The 12,756-nt window shown below is 72.2% G+C and carries 12 protein-coding genes; 8 read left to right on the plus strand and 4 right to left on the minus strand.

The window, feature by feature from the left end; translation table 11 throughout:
• Window positions 1-136: 136 nt before the first annotated feature.
• Window positions 137-754 (minus strand): NAD(P)-dependent oxidoreductase, encoded by a 618-nt coding sequence (locus tag ACFRFH_RS03570; protein ID WP_382461638.1) that lies wholly within the window; start codon window positions 752-754, stop codon window positions 137-139.
• Between the two features lie 59 nt (window positions 755-813).
• On the opposite strand from ACFRFH_RS03570, the gene ACFRFH_RS03575 reads away from it, so the two are divergent.
• Genes ACFRFH_RS03575 through ACFRFH_RS03585 form a run of 3 tightly spaced genes read left to right on the plus strand, consistent with a single transcriptional unit; the run spans window position 814 to window position 3,287 of the window.
• A complete protein-coding gene (locus ACFRFH_RS03575; protein WP_382461639.1) occupies window positions 814-1,332 on the plus strand; it encodes a MarR family winged helix-turn-helix transcriptional regulator in 519 nt (172 codons plus the stop codon).
• A gap of 10 nt (window positions 1,333-1,342) precedes the next feature.
• On the plus strand, window positions 1,343-2,779 hold the full coding sequence (argG, locus tag ACFRFH_RS03580) for an argininosuccinate synthase (RefSeq protein WP_382461640.1): 1,437 nt from the start codon (window positions 1,343-1,345) through the stop codon (window positions 2,777-2,779).
• Window positions 2,780-2,786: 7 nt separating this feature from the next.
• Window positions 2,787-3,287, plus strand: coding sequence for a MarR family winged helix-turn-helix transcriptional regulator (locus ACFRFH_RS03585; protein WP_382461641.1), 501 nt, complete (start codon window positions 2,787-2,789; stop codon window positions 3,285-3,287).
• Window positions 3,288-3,299: 12 nt separating this feature from the next.
• On the opposite strand, the gene ACFRFH_RS03590 is transcribed toward ACFRFH_RS03585, so the two are convergent.
• Complete coding sequence (locus ACFRFH_RS03590; RefSeq protein WP_382461642.1) at window positions 3,300-5,963, minus strand: LuxR C-terminal-related transcriptional regulator; 2,664 nt, start codon at window positions 5,961-5,963, stop codon at window positions 3,300-3,302.
• A gap of 590 nt (window positions 5,964-6,553) precedes the next feature.
• On the opposite strand from ACFRFH_RS03590, the gene ACFRFH_RS03595 reads away from it, so the two are divergent.
• Window positions 6,554-7,867 carry a UDP-glucose dehydrogenase family protein gene (locus ACFRFH_RS03595; protein ID WP_382461643.1) on the plus strand — a complete coding sequence of 438 codons (1,314 nt, stop codon included), beginning with the start codon at window positions 6,554-6,556 and terminating at the stop codon, window positions 7,865-7,867.
• 12 nt (window positions 7,868-7,879) lie between these two features.
• Here ACFRFH_RS03595 and ACFRFH_RS03600 read toward each other — a convergent pair whose 3' ends face one another.
• Window positions 7,880-9,163: a serine/threonine-protein kinase gene (locus tag ACFRFH_RS03600; RefSeq protein WP_382461644.1), complete on the minus strand. Its 1,284-nt coding sequence runs from the start codon at window positions 9,161-9,163 to the stop codon at window positions 7,880-7,882.
• Between the two features lie 97 nt (window positions 9,164-9,260).
• Between ACFRFH_RS03600 and ACFRFH_RS03605 the strand changes: the two genes are divergently transcribed.
• The 3 genes from ACFRFH_RS03605 to ACFRFH_RS03615 all read left to right on the plus strand — a co-directional run bounded on the left by ACFRFH_RS03605 (window position 9,261) and on the right by ACFRFH_RS03615 (window position 10,249).
• Entirely contained in the window at window positions 9,261-9,752 is a 492-nt protein-coding gene (locus ACFRFH_RS03605) for a MarR family winged helix-turn-helix transcriptional regulator (protein WP_382461645.1), read from the plus strand.
• A 70-nt stretch (window positions 9,753-9,822) separates the two neighbouring features.
• Window positions 9,823-9,987, plus strand: coding sequence for a hypothetical protein (locus tag ACFRFH_RS03610; RefSeq protein ID WP_369963838.1), 165 nt, complete (start codon window positions 9,823-9,825; stop codon window positions 9,985-9,987).
• Window positions 9,988-9,997: 10 nt separating this feature from the next.
• Entirely contained in the window at window positions 9,998-10,249 is a 252-nt protein-coding gene (locus ACFRFH_RS03615) for a DUF6458 family protein (RefSeq protein WP_382461646.1), read from the plus strand.
• Window positions 10,250-10,311: 62 nt separating this feature from the next.
• Here the strand turns inward: ACFRFH_RS03615 and ACFRFH_RS03620 are convergent, their stop codons facing one another.
• Entirely contained in the window at window positions 10,312-11,697 is a 1,386-nt protein-coding gene (locus ACFRFH_RS03620; RefSeq protein WP_382461647.1) for a pyridoxal phosphate-dependent decarboxylase family protein, read from the minus strand.
• A gap of 129 nt (window positions 11,698-11,826) precedes the next feature.
• Here ACFRFH_RS03620 and ACFRFH_RS03625 point away from each other — a divergent pair, with 129 nt between their 5' ends.
• Window positions 11,827-12,711, plus strand: a complete 885-nt coding sequence (locus ACFRFH_RS03625) for an aminoglycoside phosphotransferase family protein (RefSeq protein ID WP_382461648.1) — start codon at window positions 11,827-11,829, stop codon at window positions 12,709-12,711.
• Window positions 12,712-12,756 lie beyond the last annotated feature (45 nt).

Consider the following 12,756-nt stretch of genomic DNA (forward strand, 5'->3'; position numbering starts at 1 on the left):
GGCACGAATGTCGCCTTTGGCGCGGGGAAACGCGACATTCGGCACGAATCCCGCGCGGAACGGGGAGCGCGACATTCGGCACGAATGTCGCGTTTGGCGCCGCGAAACGCGACATTCGGCACGAATGTCGCGCGGGTCAGCCGGCGACGCCGACGGCGGTGCGCTCGGTGTCGGGACGGGTGAGGGAGGCGAGCATCGCAGCGGCGAGGTCGGCGCGCGTCAGCAGGAAGCTGCGGGGCACGCTCGACCCAACGCGGGTCTGGTAGCGGCCCGTCGCCTTGCCGTTGGTGAGCCGCGGCGGCCGGAACGCCGTCCACACGCTGTCGGACGCGGCGAGCGCCGCCTCCATCTCACGCAGGTCGTCGTAGACCGGCCGAAGCGCGCGCTCCACGATCGGGAGGGCGATGCGCCTGCTGACGAAGCTGTCGTCGGCGGGCGGCGACGCGACCGGCGCCGCGCTGATGACGACGATGCGCGCCGGGTGGGCGGCCAGGATCGCGCGCGTGGCGCGAGCCGCGACAGGCGTGTCCTTGTTCGAGCGCGGGCCGATGGCGGAGAGCACCGCGTCCGCGTCGTCGATCGCCTCCCGCAGAGCGGCGGTGTCGGCGAAGTCGGTGATGACGCGCACAGTGACGCCGGGGGCGAACGACGCCGGCCGCCGCACGACGACCGTGACGCTGTCGCCGCGCTCGAGCGCCTGCCGGACGAGCTCCGCGCCGGTGCGCCCGCTGGCGCCGAAGATGGTGAGCTTCATATCGGCATGGTAAGTGATAATCACAGTAATGTGCAATCACTGATTGGTACGATATCGGGATGCCGGCACCAGAAGACCGACGCGAGTACACCGCGCTCGAGACCCGCGCGAGCTTCCTCCTCTCTCAGCTCGGCCTCCAGAGCGCCCAGCGTTTCACCGCAGCGCTCGCACCGCTCGGCATCACCCCCAACCGCTTCGGGGTGCTTGCGCAGCTCGCCCGCCAGGAGGGCCGCACCCAGCAGGAGCTGGCCACCGCGCTCGGCCTGCACCGCAACTCGATGGTCGGCCTGATCGACGACCTCGAGTCCCGCGGCCTGGTCGAGCGCCGCCGGCACCCGGACGACCGCCGCGCCTACGCGATCCACCTCACCCCCGCCGCCCGCGACGTCCTCGCTGAGGGCGACCGCATCGCCGACGACCTGGAGGAGACGATGCTCGGCGCGCTCAGCGCGGAGGAGCGCGCCGGCCTGGTGGCGACGCTCACCCGACTGGTGGCCGCAGCCGGGTACACGGCCGGGGTGCATCCCGGCCTGAGCGAAGGGCATCGAGCAGGAATCGTCCCCCCGGCCCCGCACTAAGCTTGAACCCGTGTCCAAAGTCTTGAGCAGTCTTCCGGTCGGTGAGCGAGTCGGCATCGCGTTCTCGGGGGGTCTCGACACCTCCTGCGCGGTCGCCTGGATGCGCGAGAAGGGTGCGATCCCCTGCACCTACACGGCGGACATCGGCCAATACGACGAGCCGAACATCGACCAGGTGCCCGGGCGCGCGAAGGAGTACGGCGCGGAGGTCGCCCGCCTGGTCGACGCCAAGCGCGCCCTGGTCGAGGAGGGCCTGATCGCGCTGCAGTGCGGCGCCTTCCACATCCGCTCCGGCGGCAAGACCTACTTCAACACCACGCCGCTCGGCCGAGCGGTCACCGGCGTCATGCTGGTGCGCGCCATGATGGACGACGGCGTCGAGATCTGGGGCGACGGCTCCACCTACAAGGGCAACGACATCGAGCGGTTCTATCGCTACGGCCTCATCGCCAACCCGCGGCTGCGCATCTACAAGCCGTGGCTCGACACCGCGTTCGTGGAGGAGCTCGGCGGCCGTAAGGAGATGAGCGAGTGGCTCGTCGCCCGCGGCTTCCCGTACCGCGACGCCACCGAGAAGGCGTACTCGACCGATGCCAACATCTGGGGCGCCACCCACGAGGCCAAGCGCCTGGAGGAGCTGGACGCCGGCCTCGACATCGTCGACCCGATCATGGGCGTCGCCGCCTGGCGCGAGGACGTCGACGTCGTCCCGGAGACCGTCACCGTGCGGTTCGAGGCGGGCCGTCCCGTCGCGCTCAACGGCGTGGAGTTCGCCGACCCGGTGGCGCTCGTGCTGGAGGCCAACGCGATCGGCGGCCGGCACGGCCTGGGCGCGTCCGACCAGATCGAGAATCGCATCATCGAGGCGAAGAGCCGCGGCATCTACGAGGCCCCGGGCATGGCGCTCCTCTACATCGCCTACGAGCGCCTGCTCAACGCGATCCACAACGAGGACACCGTCGCGAACTACCACAACGAGGGCCGCCGCCTCGGCCGCCTCATGTACGAGGGCCGGTGGCTCGACCCGCAGTCACTGATGCTGCGCGAGTCCCTGCAGCGCTGGGTCGGCTCCGCGATCACCGGCGAGGTGACCCTGCGCCTGCGCCGCGGCGACGACTACACGATCCTCGACACGACGGGCCCGTCGCTCAGCTACCACCCCGACAAGCTCTCGATGGAGCGCGTCGGCAACGCCGCGTTCGGACCCTCCGACCGCATCGGTCAGCTCACCATGCGCAACCTCGACATCGCCGACTCGCGCTCGCGCCTGGAGCAGTACGCGGCCTCCGGCCTCATCGGCGGCCCGACCGGCGAGCTCGTCGGCGAGCTGGAGGAGGGCAGCGCCCGCTCCATCCTGGAGCTCGACGTCAGCGGTTCCGACGATGCGATGTCGCGCGAGATCGACGCGTCCTCCGAGGGCGCCGCGTTCGACTCCGGGACCGACTGAGGCCACGATGACGGGGGAGGCGGCGCCAGGCGGACCCGGTCGGGTCGACCAGGCGCGCAACCACGAGCCGGGCAACCATGAGCAGGGCGAGCACGAGCCGGACAACTGGCCGCTCGGCCGCCTGCTCGGTGCCGCCTCCCGTGCCGTCGAGCGCGCCTGGTACGAGGCGCTGGAGGCCCGCGGCCTGACCCACGCCGGCCTCATCGCGCTGCACTTCCTGGAGCTCGGCTTCGACTCGCAGACCGACCTCGCCCGCTTCGCGCAGGTGGAGGCGCAGACCATGTCCCGCACGGTCGACCGGCTGGAGCGCGAGGGCCTGGTCATCCGGCTCCCCGACCCCGCCGACCGGCGCAGGCACATCGTGTCCATCACCGAGCGCGGTCACGCCGCTTTCGAGGCGGTGCGCGGCCTGGAGGACGAGGTCTTCCCGACGGTCGACGACCCGAACGCGCTGAGGGCCGCCCTGATCCAGATCGTCAGCGCGGCCCCGGTGCGTCAGCAGCGCTGACGCCTCGCCCGGTCAGGCGATCCGGTCGTCGCCCTCGTAGCGGTTCCGCCCGATCGGCAGCCGCGGGCGCAGCAAGCCCAGGTCGTACGCGACCCGCACGGCCTCCTCGCGGGAGTTGGCGCCGAGCTTGCGGTAGATGCTGCGGGTCTGTGTCTTCACGGTGTTGATCGAGACGACCAGCGAGCGGGCGATGTACTCGAGGCTGGCCGTCGACTGGAGCCGGTCGAGGACGATCCGCTCCCGCTGGGTGAGCTGCGCGGCCATCGCCGCCTCCGAGAAGAGCGGCTTGATCCGCGACAGCGCCGCGTCGATGTCCTCGGAACCCGCGGCGGCCGAGGGCAGCGGGCCCACCTGGCCCTCGATCGTCAGCACGAACGGTGTGAGGAGGCCGTTCGCGTCTGCGAGCTGCCGCGCGTTCAGCCGGATCGTCGCCGCCCGCGCGCTCTTCAGCCGGTACAGCGCCTCCGACTGGACGAGCAGCATCTCCACCCGCGTCCGCGGCCCTGGGCTCTCGGCCAGCACCGTCTCCGCCAGGAGCTGCGCGCTCCGGTACTCGCGGAACATCAGCAGCAGCCTGGCGGCCACCGGTCGCAGCGCGTTCGTGCCGTCCGGGAAGGCCTTGATGAGCTTCTGCGCGGCGACGAGGTTACCCTGCGACATCAGCAGATCGGCGCTCAGGGCGACGAACCGGGCGCTCTCGGTGTTGCTCGGCGTGTGCGTGCCTTTGCTGAGCAGCTCGCCGTCGATGACGTGCTGGGCCTCGTCGTGGTCCCCGGCGGCGAGCGCGTGCAAGGCGGCGGCGTAGGCGGCGTAACTGTGCAGCTCGCCGACGTCGACGGCCGCAGTGGGCAGCCACGACGAGACCCGCTCGTCGGCGCCGGTGTCGGCGCCGACGTCGGTATCGGCGTACGCGTGCAGCTCGGTCGCGATGAGCTGCCGCGCGATCGCCAGCGGCGCGAACGCGCGCGGTGCGAGCGGCCGGTCGTCGTAGCGATGCGAGCCGAGGCGGTCGGCGACGGCCTCCGCCCGGTCCAGCTCGCCGTGCAGAGCGTGTGCGAGCGCGGCGGCGCCCGACGCGAAGAGGTACAGGTCCGGGTCGTCCGAGACGCTGATCGCGGCGCGCTCGAACGAGGTCACCGCCTCCAGCTCCCGGCCGAGGCGGAGCTGCGTGAGGCCCATCTCCAGCCACGCGAGCGGCGGGACGGACACGCTCGGGTCCGGCGTCGACAGCGGGCCGAGGAAGTCCTCGGCGTTGGCCAGCCGCCCCACCTTGCGGAGGGCGATCATGCTGGCGAGGTCCGTCCAGTACTGCCGCACCGGCTCCAGCCGTCTCCCGCGTATGGCCTGGGGCTCCGCGGCGGCCTGGTAGTAGTCGAGTGCTCCTGACGCGTCGCCTCCGGCGATCTCGCGGAGCAGTCCGGTGACCGTCAGAAGGATGGCCGACGACCGGATCGCGCCGAGCTCCACCCCGCCGAGCACCTCGAGGTAGTCCGCGGCGTCCTCGGTGAACGAGGAGGTCCAGTTGCGGGCGACGATCGTCTCGGCCGCGGCGACGTCGTTCGCGCGCAGCGCCTGACGGAGCGCGGCGACGGAGTCGCCGTTCGCCTCCAGCACGTCGAGGAGCTCGCCGGCGAGGCGCTCGCCCTCGCCAGGGGATGCCGCGTCGAGCTGCGCGCGCAGCGCCTGTCGCACCGGGTCGAGCAGCTCGTAGACCAGGCGACCCTGACCGCGCGCGTACGTCCAGACGCCGAGTCCCGCGTCCTCCGCCGCGCCGAGAGCGCCGCCCTCCGCCTCGTCGCCGCCGATGCGCTCGACGATGTGCAGCGACAGATAGGGGGCGACAGCCGCGCGCTGGAGGCCGAGACGGCCCTCGTCGCCGACGGGCGCCGCAGCCAGCAGCTCGGCGACCACTGTCGCCGCGATGTCTTCGAGCGCGCGCACGGCGACGGGCTCGGCGAGCGCGGAGCGCGGATCGTCGAAGAGCCGGACCATCGCGCGGGCGGCCAGCGGCCAGCCGCGGCTCTGCCGGAGGACATGGTCGAGGAGGCGCCGCTCGACGTCGAGGCCGAGCACGCGCGCCACGTCGTCGAGTTCCGCCCGGTCGAAGGCCAGGTCGTCGTTCTGCACGACCACCAGGTCGAGGACGGCCGCCAGGCCGGGAGCCTCGAAGGAGGTCAGGCACCGGGTGAGCACCATGAGGTGCAGGTTCGGGGTCCGGCGCAGCGCCTGGACCAGCTCGGACGACAGCAGGCCGTCCCAGCGCCGGGTGTAACCGTCCAGGACGAGCACGACGGTGCCGGGATACCCGGCGATGGTGTCCTGCGCCGCGGCGACCGGGTCGGTGTCCCAGCGGTCGTCGGCCCCCTGGGGGTCGAACTCGGCGCGCACGGCGTCCCAGAAGCCCCTGACCTCGCCGGTCAGGAGCTCGAGGTCGATCCAACCGGCCGCGGCACGCGCCGCGCCGTCGGAGCTCTCCAGCCACTTGCGGACGAGGGACGTCTTGCCGTAACCGGCCGGAGCGCGCACCACCGTGGCCTGCTCCCGCAGCGCGCGGTCGAGGCGGGCGGAGAGCGCCGGCCGGTCGATCGTGTAGCGCGAGAGCCGCGGCAGCCGCGGCGGCTCGCCCTCGAAGCGGCCGTCCACGAACGACGCGTCGGATGTGTTCGTGATCGTCATACCTGACTCCTTTGGCTCGATGTGATTGAGAGCGAGCCGGTTGCCTGTCGGATCGTGATGCGCGGCGTGTTCGAATTCACCTTCGTCGTACCCATCGGTTCCCCCCGAGATCGTCATGAAACCCCCTTGTCCCCGGTGCGCGCCCCCGGCGGAGCGCCACACGCGATGCTGGCAGCACCTCCACGTCGAATACCGCTGAGCGGAAGGCCAGTCCGCGGAGGATCGCACGCACGTCATCAGTCCCTTCATCAAATGATTCACCCGACATCTGTAGCTAAAATGATAGAGGCCACACGTCGCGTTTGTCATTTTCACCCGATTCCCGCGATCGGTGACGGAGGGCGGAGGGCGCCGAACGAGGGTGAGATTTCGCGCGCGAACAGGTGAAATCCACGCGCCAGGCTTGCCGAAATGCAGTGTAAAGCACAGAATTTCAATCAGCGCGACGTCCATTCGGGAACGGAGCGCAGGCCCGCTGCCCATCCCCTCCGGCGGCGAACGAGGTGCGGGCGCCGTCCCCTGACATCGAACGGCGTCCGCACCGGCCGCACGCACGCAGCCGCGCCGGCCCAGCAAGGAGTGACGACCTGGTGAGACTTTCTGTTGTCGGTTGCGGCTACCTCGGGGCGGTCCACGCGGCCGCGATGGCGGAGCTCGGTCACGACGTCGTCGGCATCGACGTCGACGCGCGGAAGGTCGCACAGCTCTCCCGTGGCGAGGCGCCCTTCTTCGAGCCGGGGTTGCAGGAGCTCCTGCTGGCCGGGCTGCGCAGCGGACGCCTCCGGTTCAGCGCCGACCCCGCCGCGCTGAGCTCGGCGGACCTCCACTTCATCGCCGTCGGCACTCCGCAGCTCTCCGGCGGCGCCGGCGCGGACCTGTCCTACGTGGATGCGGCGTTCGCGCAGGTCCTCGCGCACGGCAAGGACGGCGACATCGTCGTCGGCAAGTCGACCGTCCCGGTCGGCACCGTCGAGCGGCTCTCGGGGACCATCGGCCGCGACGCTCCACGCGTGACGCTCGCCTGGAACCCGGAGTTCCTGCGGGAGGGGCACGCGGTCGCCGACTCCCTGACCCCGGACCGGCTGGTGTTCGGGGTCGCAGGCGGATCGCGGGACGACGCGGCGGCCGCCGCGCTCGCGCAGGTGTACGAGAAGCCGCTGCGCGACGGCACCCCGCTCATCGTGACCGACTGGGCGACGGCGGAGCTGGTGAAGGTCGCGGCGAACGCGTTCCTGGCCACGAAGATCTCGTTCATCAACGCGATGGCCGAGATCGCGGAGGCCACCGGCGCCGACGTGACGCAGCTCGCCGACGCCATCGGCCACGACGCCCGGATCGGGCGGCGCTTCCTCAACGCCGGCGTCGGCTTCGGCGGCGGCTGCCTGCCCAAGGACATCCGCGCGTTCCAGGCCCGTGCCGTCGAGCTCGGGCTCGCGGAGACGGTGGTGTTCCTCGACGAGATGGACAAGATCAACCTGCGCCGCCGCTCCCGCGTCGTCGAACTGGCCGGGGAGCTGCTCGGCTCCGGCCCGGCCGGCCGGCGCGTCGCCGTGCTGGGGCTGGCGTTCAAGCCGGACTCGGACGACGTCCGCGACTCCCCCGCGCTCGAGGTCGCGTGCGCCCTTCGCGCCGCGGGAGCGGAGGTCGTGGCCGCGGACCCGCACGCGGCGGCCAACGCCCGCGCCCGCGATCCGGAGCTCGTGACGGTCGACTCCGCCGACGAGGCGCTGGTGGGCGCCGAACTGGTGATCCTGCTCACCGAGTGGCGCGAGTTCACCGAGCTCGACCCCGAGCGGACGGCCGCGCTCGTGTCCGGCCGCCGCATCATCGACGGGCGGAACGTGCTCGATCCGGAGGCGTGGATCGGTGCGGGCTGGCAGTACCGGGGGCTCGGGCGGCGCTAGGGGCGCCTGCGCTCAGCCGCCGCCCTTCCCGTGGCCGTTGCCATGCCCGTTCCCGTTTCCGTTCCCGCTGTTGCCGGTGCCCGGGTTCGGGGCCGGCGCGGGGGCCGGCGCGGGCGCCGGGGCGGCGGGCTGCGGGGCCGTCGTCGCCACGGGCGCGACGGTCTGCGGCGGGCCGGTGACGGTCGGAGTCGGCCGCGGGGCGTTCCCCGTCCCGGCCGGCGTCGGCTCCGTGAAGGCCGGGGCGAGCGCGCTACCCAGGGACAGCGCGAGCGCCACGATCACGACGCTGCCACCCGCGATCGCGCCCACCAGGACCCGGCGTCGCCGCGACTCGCTCTCGGCGGCCCTGGCCGAACGCCGGGGCGAGGACTCGGCGGCGCCCACGAGTGCGCCGCCGCCCAGTTCGGCCGCGGGCATCGCGGCGGTCGGCTCGAGCTCACCTGGCACGTCCGCGACCGGCAGCGTCCACCCGGCGAGCTGCGGGGCGAGCTCCCTGGCCTTGACCGCCACCTCGAGCGCCGTCGGGCGGAGGCGCGGGTCGCGCGCGGTCATCGCGCCGAGCAGGCCGCGCCAGTCCTCCGGGAGCGACGCGGGGATGCGCGGGTCGCGGGCGAGCCGCGCCGTCACGGCTTCCAGCGGGGTCCCCGGGTACTCGGTCACGCCCGTGAGGGCCTCCAGTGCCACGAGGCCGAGCGCGTAGATGTCGGCCGACGGGCCCGGTTCCGCGATGTCCGCCTGCTCCGGGCTGAGGTAGCCGGCGGTTCCGATGATCGTGCCGACCGTGGTCAAGCGTTCCGTGCCGAGGAGGTGGGCGATGCCGAAGTCGGCGAGCTTCGCGTGCGGCATCCCGCCCGGCACACCAGAGTCGCCGAGCAGGATGTTCGCGGGCTTGAGGTCACGGTGGACCATCCCCGCGCCGTGGACGACGACCAGGGCCTCGGCGATGCCTCCGGTGATCGCGGCGGCCTCCTCGGGGGCGACCGGTCCACGGTCGAGCCGCGAGCGGAGGTCCTTGCCGTCGACCAGCTCCAGGACGAGGAAGCTCGGGGACGGGTCCCCCTCCGGCGCGAGGTGCGCGTCGAGCAGCGTGACGAGGTTCGGATGCGACACCCGTGCGAGTGCCGTGGCCTCCGCCTGCCGACGGGCGTCGTCGCTGGCCTCCCCCGCGGCGAACACCTTGACCGCGACGAAGCGCTCCAGCTGACGGTCGAACGCGCGGTAGACGGTCCCCATCCCGCCGCGCCCGAGCCGATCACGGAGCTCGTAGCGATCGAGGAGGAGCGTGTCGGGAAGCACCGCCCGAGCATACGCGCACTCCGGCATGCCGTGAATCCGCCGAAAATCCGGCGGCCGCCCGTTGCGGGATCGCAGAGGTGAGGCGTGACTGGCAAGAGTGACCGAACGATCCGAGGAACCCCCGCCTGACACCGGGGTGCTCGATGCGCTCCAGGTCTATCGCGCGGCCGAGACCGCGATGCGGCGGCGCACCGGAGCGGCCATGGGCATCGGCGAGAACGACTTCCTCGCACTGCGCCTGATCCTCGACAACGCCGCGGCGGGCCGTCGCACGTCTGCCAAGGACGTCAGCTCCTACGTGGGTGTGTCGAGCGCCTCCACCACGGCCTTGATCGACCGGCTCGTCCGGGGCGGGTACATCGAGCGCCGCACGAACGCGGCCGACCGCCGGTCGGTGGACCTCGTGCCGACGCGCGCGGCGTTCGGCGACACCGGCCCGCTGAAGATCGCGCAGGACCAGATCGCCGCGGAGGCCGCCGAGCTGAGCGAGGAGGAGGCCCGCACAGTGACCCGGTTCCTCACGAAGATGCGGCGGACCGTGGACGGAATCGCCGCGGAGCGACACGCGAATAGGCCGGAAAGGCCCTGACGTCAAGGGGATTGTTCGACAACCGAAACAGTTGTTGCGTGGAGCGCGTCAAGGAAAGGACAACCCCTCCATGAACATCCTGCTCATCATCATCGCGATCATCGCCATCGTCCTGCTGCTCACCGGTGGCTTCGTGTCGTCCCTGAACTTCCTGCTCTGGGTCGGCATCGTCCTGCTGGTCCTGGCCGTGATCGTCTGGCTTGTGCGGCTGCTCACCGGCAGCCGACGCGTATAAGGGAGGCACCATGAGTCTGGGCACCGGAATCGTCCTGTTCGTGATCGGAGCGATCCTCGCGTTCGCCCTCAACATCCAGGTGGACTGGATCAACCTCCACCTGGTCGGGTACATCCTGATGGCCGCCGGCATCATCGGCATCATCATCGGGATCATCCTGCTGACCCGTCGCCGCCGGACCATCGCGACGACGCGCAGCACGGTCGACCCCGTGACCGGCGACCGCGTCACCCGACGCGGCATCGACGACGACATCGTCTGAGTCGGAAACCCCCGGAACGACGAGGCCCCCGCCTGTTGGCGGGGGCCTCGTTCCGTCTGGGCTCAGCCCATCGAATCCAGGATCTCCACGAGGTCCTCGAACGTCGTCAGCGGGTTGAGGATCGCGAACCGCGTGTTCGTGCGGCCGGCGTGCGAGCTCGGCGTGACGAAGGCGCGCTGCTCGTCCAGGAGGCGGGCGGACCAGAGCGCGTAGTCCTCCTTGCTCCAGCCCTCGCGCTCGAAGACCACGACGGAGAGCTGCGGCTGGCGCACCAGGTGGAAGCCCTCCCTGCGGTCGATCTCGTCCGCGATGCGGCGGGCGAGCTGCAGGGAGGCCGTGACGGCGTCCCGGTAGGCGGCGGCGCCGTGCGAGGCCAGCGAGAACCAGAACGGCAGCCCGCGGGCACGGCGGGTCAGGTGCGCGGCATAGTCCGACGGACTCCACTCGGTCGCCTCGGTGAGCGTGTCGAGGTACTCGGCGTGCTGCGTGTGCGCGCGACGGCCCTGCTCCGGGTCGCGGTAGAGCAGCGCGCAGGCGTCGAACGGCGCGAACAGCCACTTGTGCGGGTCGACGATGAGCGAGTCGGCGCGCTCGACGCCCGCGAACCGCGGCCGGGCGAGCGGCGACAGCATCCCGGCCAGGCCGTAGGCGCCGTCGATGTGCAGCCAGAAGTCGAACTCGTCCTTCAGCGCCGCGATGGAGGCGATGTCGTCGACGATCCCGAAGTTGGTGGAGCCGGCGGTCGCGACGACCGCGAAGACGGCGCCGCCGTGCTCGGCGAGCGCCGGACGGACCGCGTCGCCGGTGAGGACGCCGGACTCGCCGGGCGAGACCGTCACGACCTCCACGTCCATGACGCGCGCGGCCGAGGCGACGGAGGAGTGCGCCTCCGCGCTGCAGACGATGATCCAGCGCCCTGCCGGGTTGCCGCGCTCGCTGCGCGCGTGGTCGCGGGCGGCCACGAGCGCCGAGAGGTTGCCGAGGGTGCCGCCCTGCACGAAGACGCCGCCCGCGGTCGCCGGGAGGCCGAACTCGGCGGCCAGCCACGCCAGCACCTGGTTCTCGGCGTAGACGGCGCCGGAGCCCTCCAGCCACGACCCGCCATAGACCGCGCTCGCGGACACGACGAGGTCGAACGCCGTCGCCGCTTTCGTGGGCGCTGTCGGGATGAACGACAGGTAGCGCGGGTGGTCGGTGGTGATGCACGCGGGCGCGAGGACGTGCTCGAACACGGCGAGCGCGCGCTCGGCGCCCATCCCCTTCTCGGAGACGGTGCGCCCGGCCAGCCGGCGCAGCTCGGATTCGGGCAGCGGCTTGTCGAGGGGCGTGTCGGTCGCGAGGATGCGCCGGCGCGAGTAGTCGAGCACGAGGTCGACGAGTTCGGTGGTGTCGTCGGTGACGCTGTGCATGCGAGCGGGGTCGGTCGTGCGGGCGGGGTCGATAGTCATGAGGCCTCCGCACCAATGCTGACACACGACTTCAGCACGATTTCGCGGCGGTACGCGGTTTTGCTGCGCATTTGGATATCAGTACGCAGCGACAGTGCGCGGGACAGGCCGGGCGGTTAGGCTGCTCCGGTGCCGCTGACCCCGCCTGCCGACATCCCCACCGACGCCGTGCTCGTCGCCGCGCTCGTGGCCGCGCAGCATCCCGACCTGGCCGGGCCGCTGCGGCTCGTGTCCGACGGGTGGGACAACCAGCTGTACCGGCTGGGCGACGCGTACGCCGTCCGCATCCCCCGGCGGGAGGTCGCAGCGCACCTGATCGAGCACGAGCAACTGCTGCTGCCCGGCATCGCCGCCCGCGTGCGCGCGAGGGTCTCCGCCCCCGTGCGGGTCGGGGTGCCGTCCGACCTGTTCCCGTGGGCGTGGAGCATCGTCGAGTGGATCGACGGCGTCGACGGAGCGTCGGTCGGCGCGGACGAGCGGGCGGGCATCGCGGAGTCGCTGGCGGAGTTCGTGGGCGAGCTGGCCGTGCCGGCGCCGGATGCCCCGCGCAACCCGGTGCGCGGCGTCCCGCTGGAGTCCCGCCGGGAGGTCGTGGCGACCCGGCTGCGATCACTGTCCGGCCGCATGGAGGTCGCGGCGCTGGAGCAGGCCTGGCGGGACGCGCTCGCGGCGCCCGTGTGGGACGGGCCTCCGCTGCTGCTGCACGGCGACCTCCACCCGGGAAACCTGCTGCTCACCCCGGAGGGCGGCCTCGCGGCGGTCATCGACTTCGGCGACGTGACCTCGGGCGACCCCGCCACCGACCTCGCGACCGCGTGGCTCACCTTCGACGGGGACGCGCGCGAGCGGTTCCGCGCGGCGCTGCCGGCCGCTCCCGACCACGCGACCTGGCTCCGCGCCCGCGGCTGGGTCGTCACGATGGCGAGCGCGCTCGCGACGTCGTCGGACGACAACCCGCGGATGGCCTCCCTGGCCCGCCACGCCCTCGACCAACTCATCGTCGAGGCCGATTAACGCACACCGCCGAGCACGCGGATCGCGTACTCGGCGGTTTCGGGC

The sequence above is a fragment of the Leifsonia sp. NPDC056824 genome, assembly GCF_042789575.1.
Taxonomy (GTDB): domain Bacteria; phylum Actinomycetota; class Actinomycetes; order Actinomycetales; family Microbacteriaceae; genus Leifsonia.

Coding starts and splice junctions, on each gene's coding strand:
- ACFRFH_RS03570 (WP_382461638.1), bottom strand. CDS start 754: ATGAAGCTCACCATCTTCGGCGCCAGCGGGCGCACCGGCGCGGAGCTC.
- ACFRFH_RS03575 (WP_382461639.1), top strand. CDS start 814: ATGCCGGCACCAGAAGACCGACGCGAGTACACCGCGCTCGAGACCCGC.
- ACFRFH_RS03585 (WP_382461641.1), top strand. CDS start 2,787: ATGACGGGGGAGGCGGCGCCAGGCGGACCCGGTCGGGTCGACCAGGCG.
- ACFRFH_RS03590 (WP_382461642.1), bottom strand. CDS start 5,963: ATGACGATCACGAACACATCCGACGCGTCGTTCGTGGACGGCCGCTTC.
- ACFRFH_RS03610 (WP_369963838.1), top strand. CDS start 9,823: ATGAACATCCTGCTCATCATCATCGCGATCATCGCCATCGTCCTGCTG.
- ACFRFH_RS03615 (WP_382461646.1), top strand. CDS start 9,998: ATGAGTCTGGGCACCGGAATCGTCCTGTTCGTGATCGGAGCGATCCTC.
- ACFRFH_RS03620 (WP_382461647.1), bottom strand. CDS start 11,697: ATGACTATCGACCCCGCCCGCACGACCGACCCCGCTCGCATGCACAGC.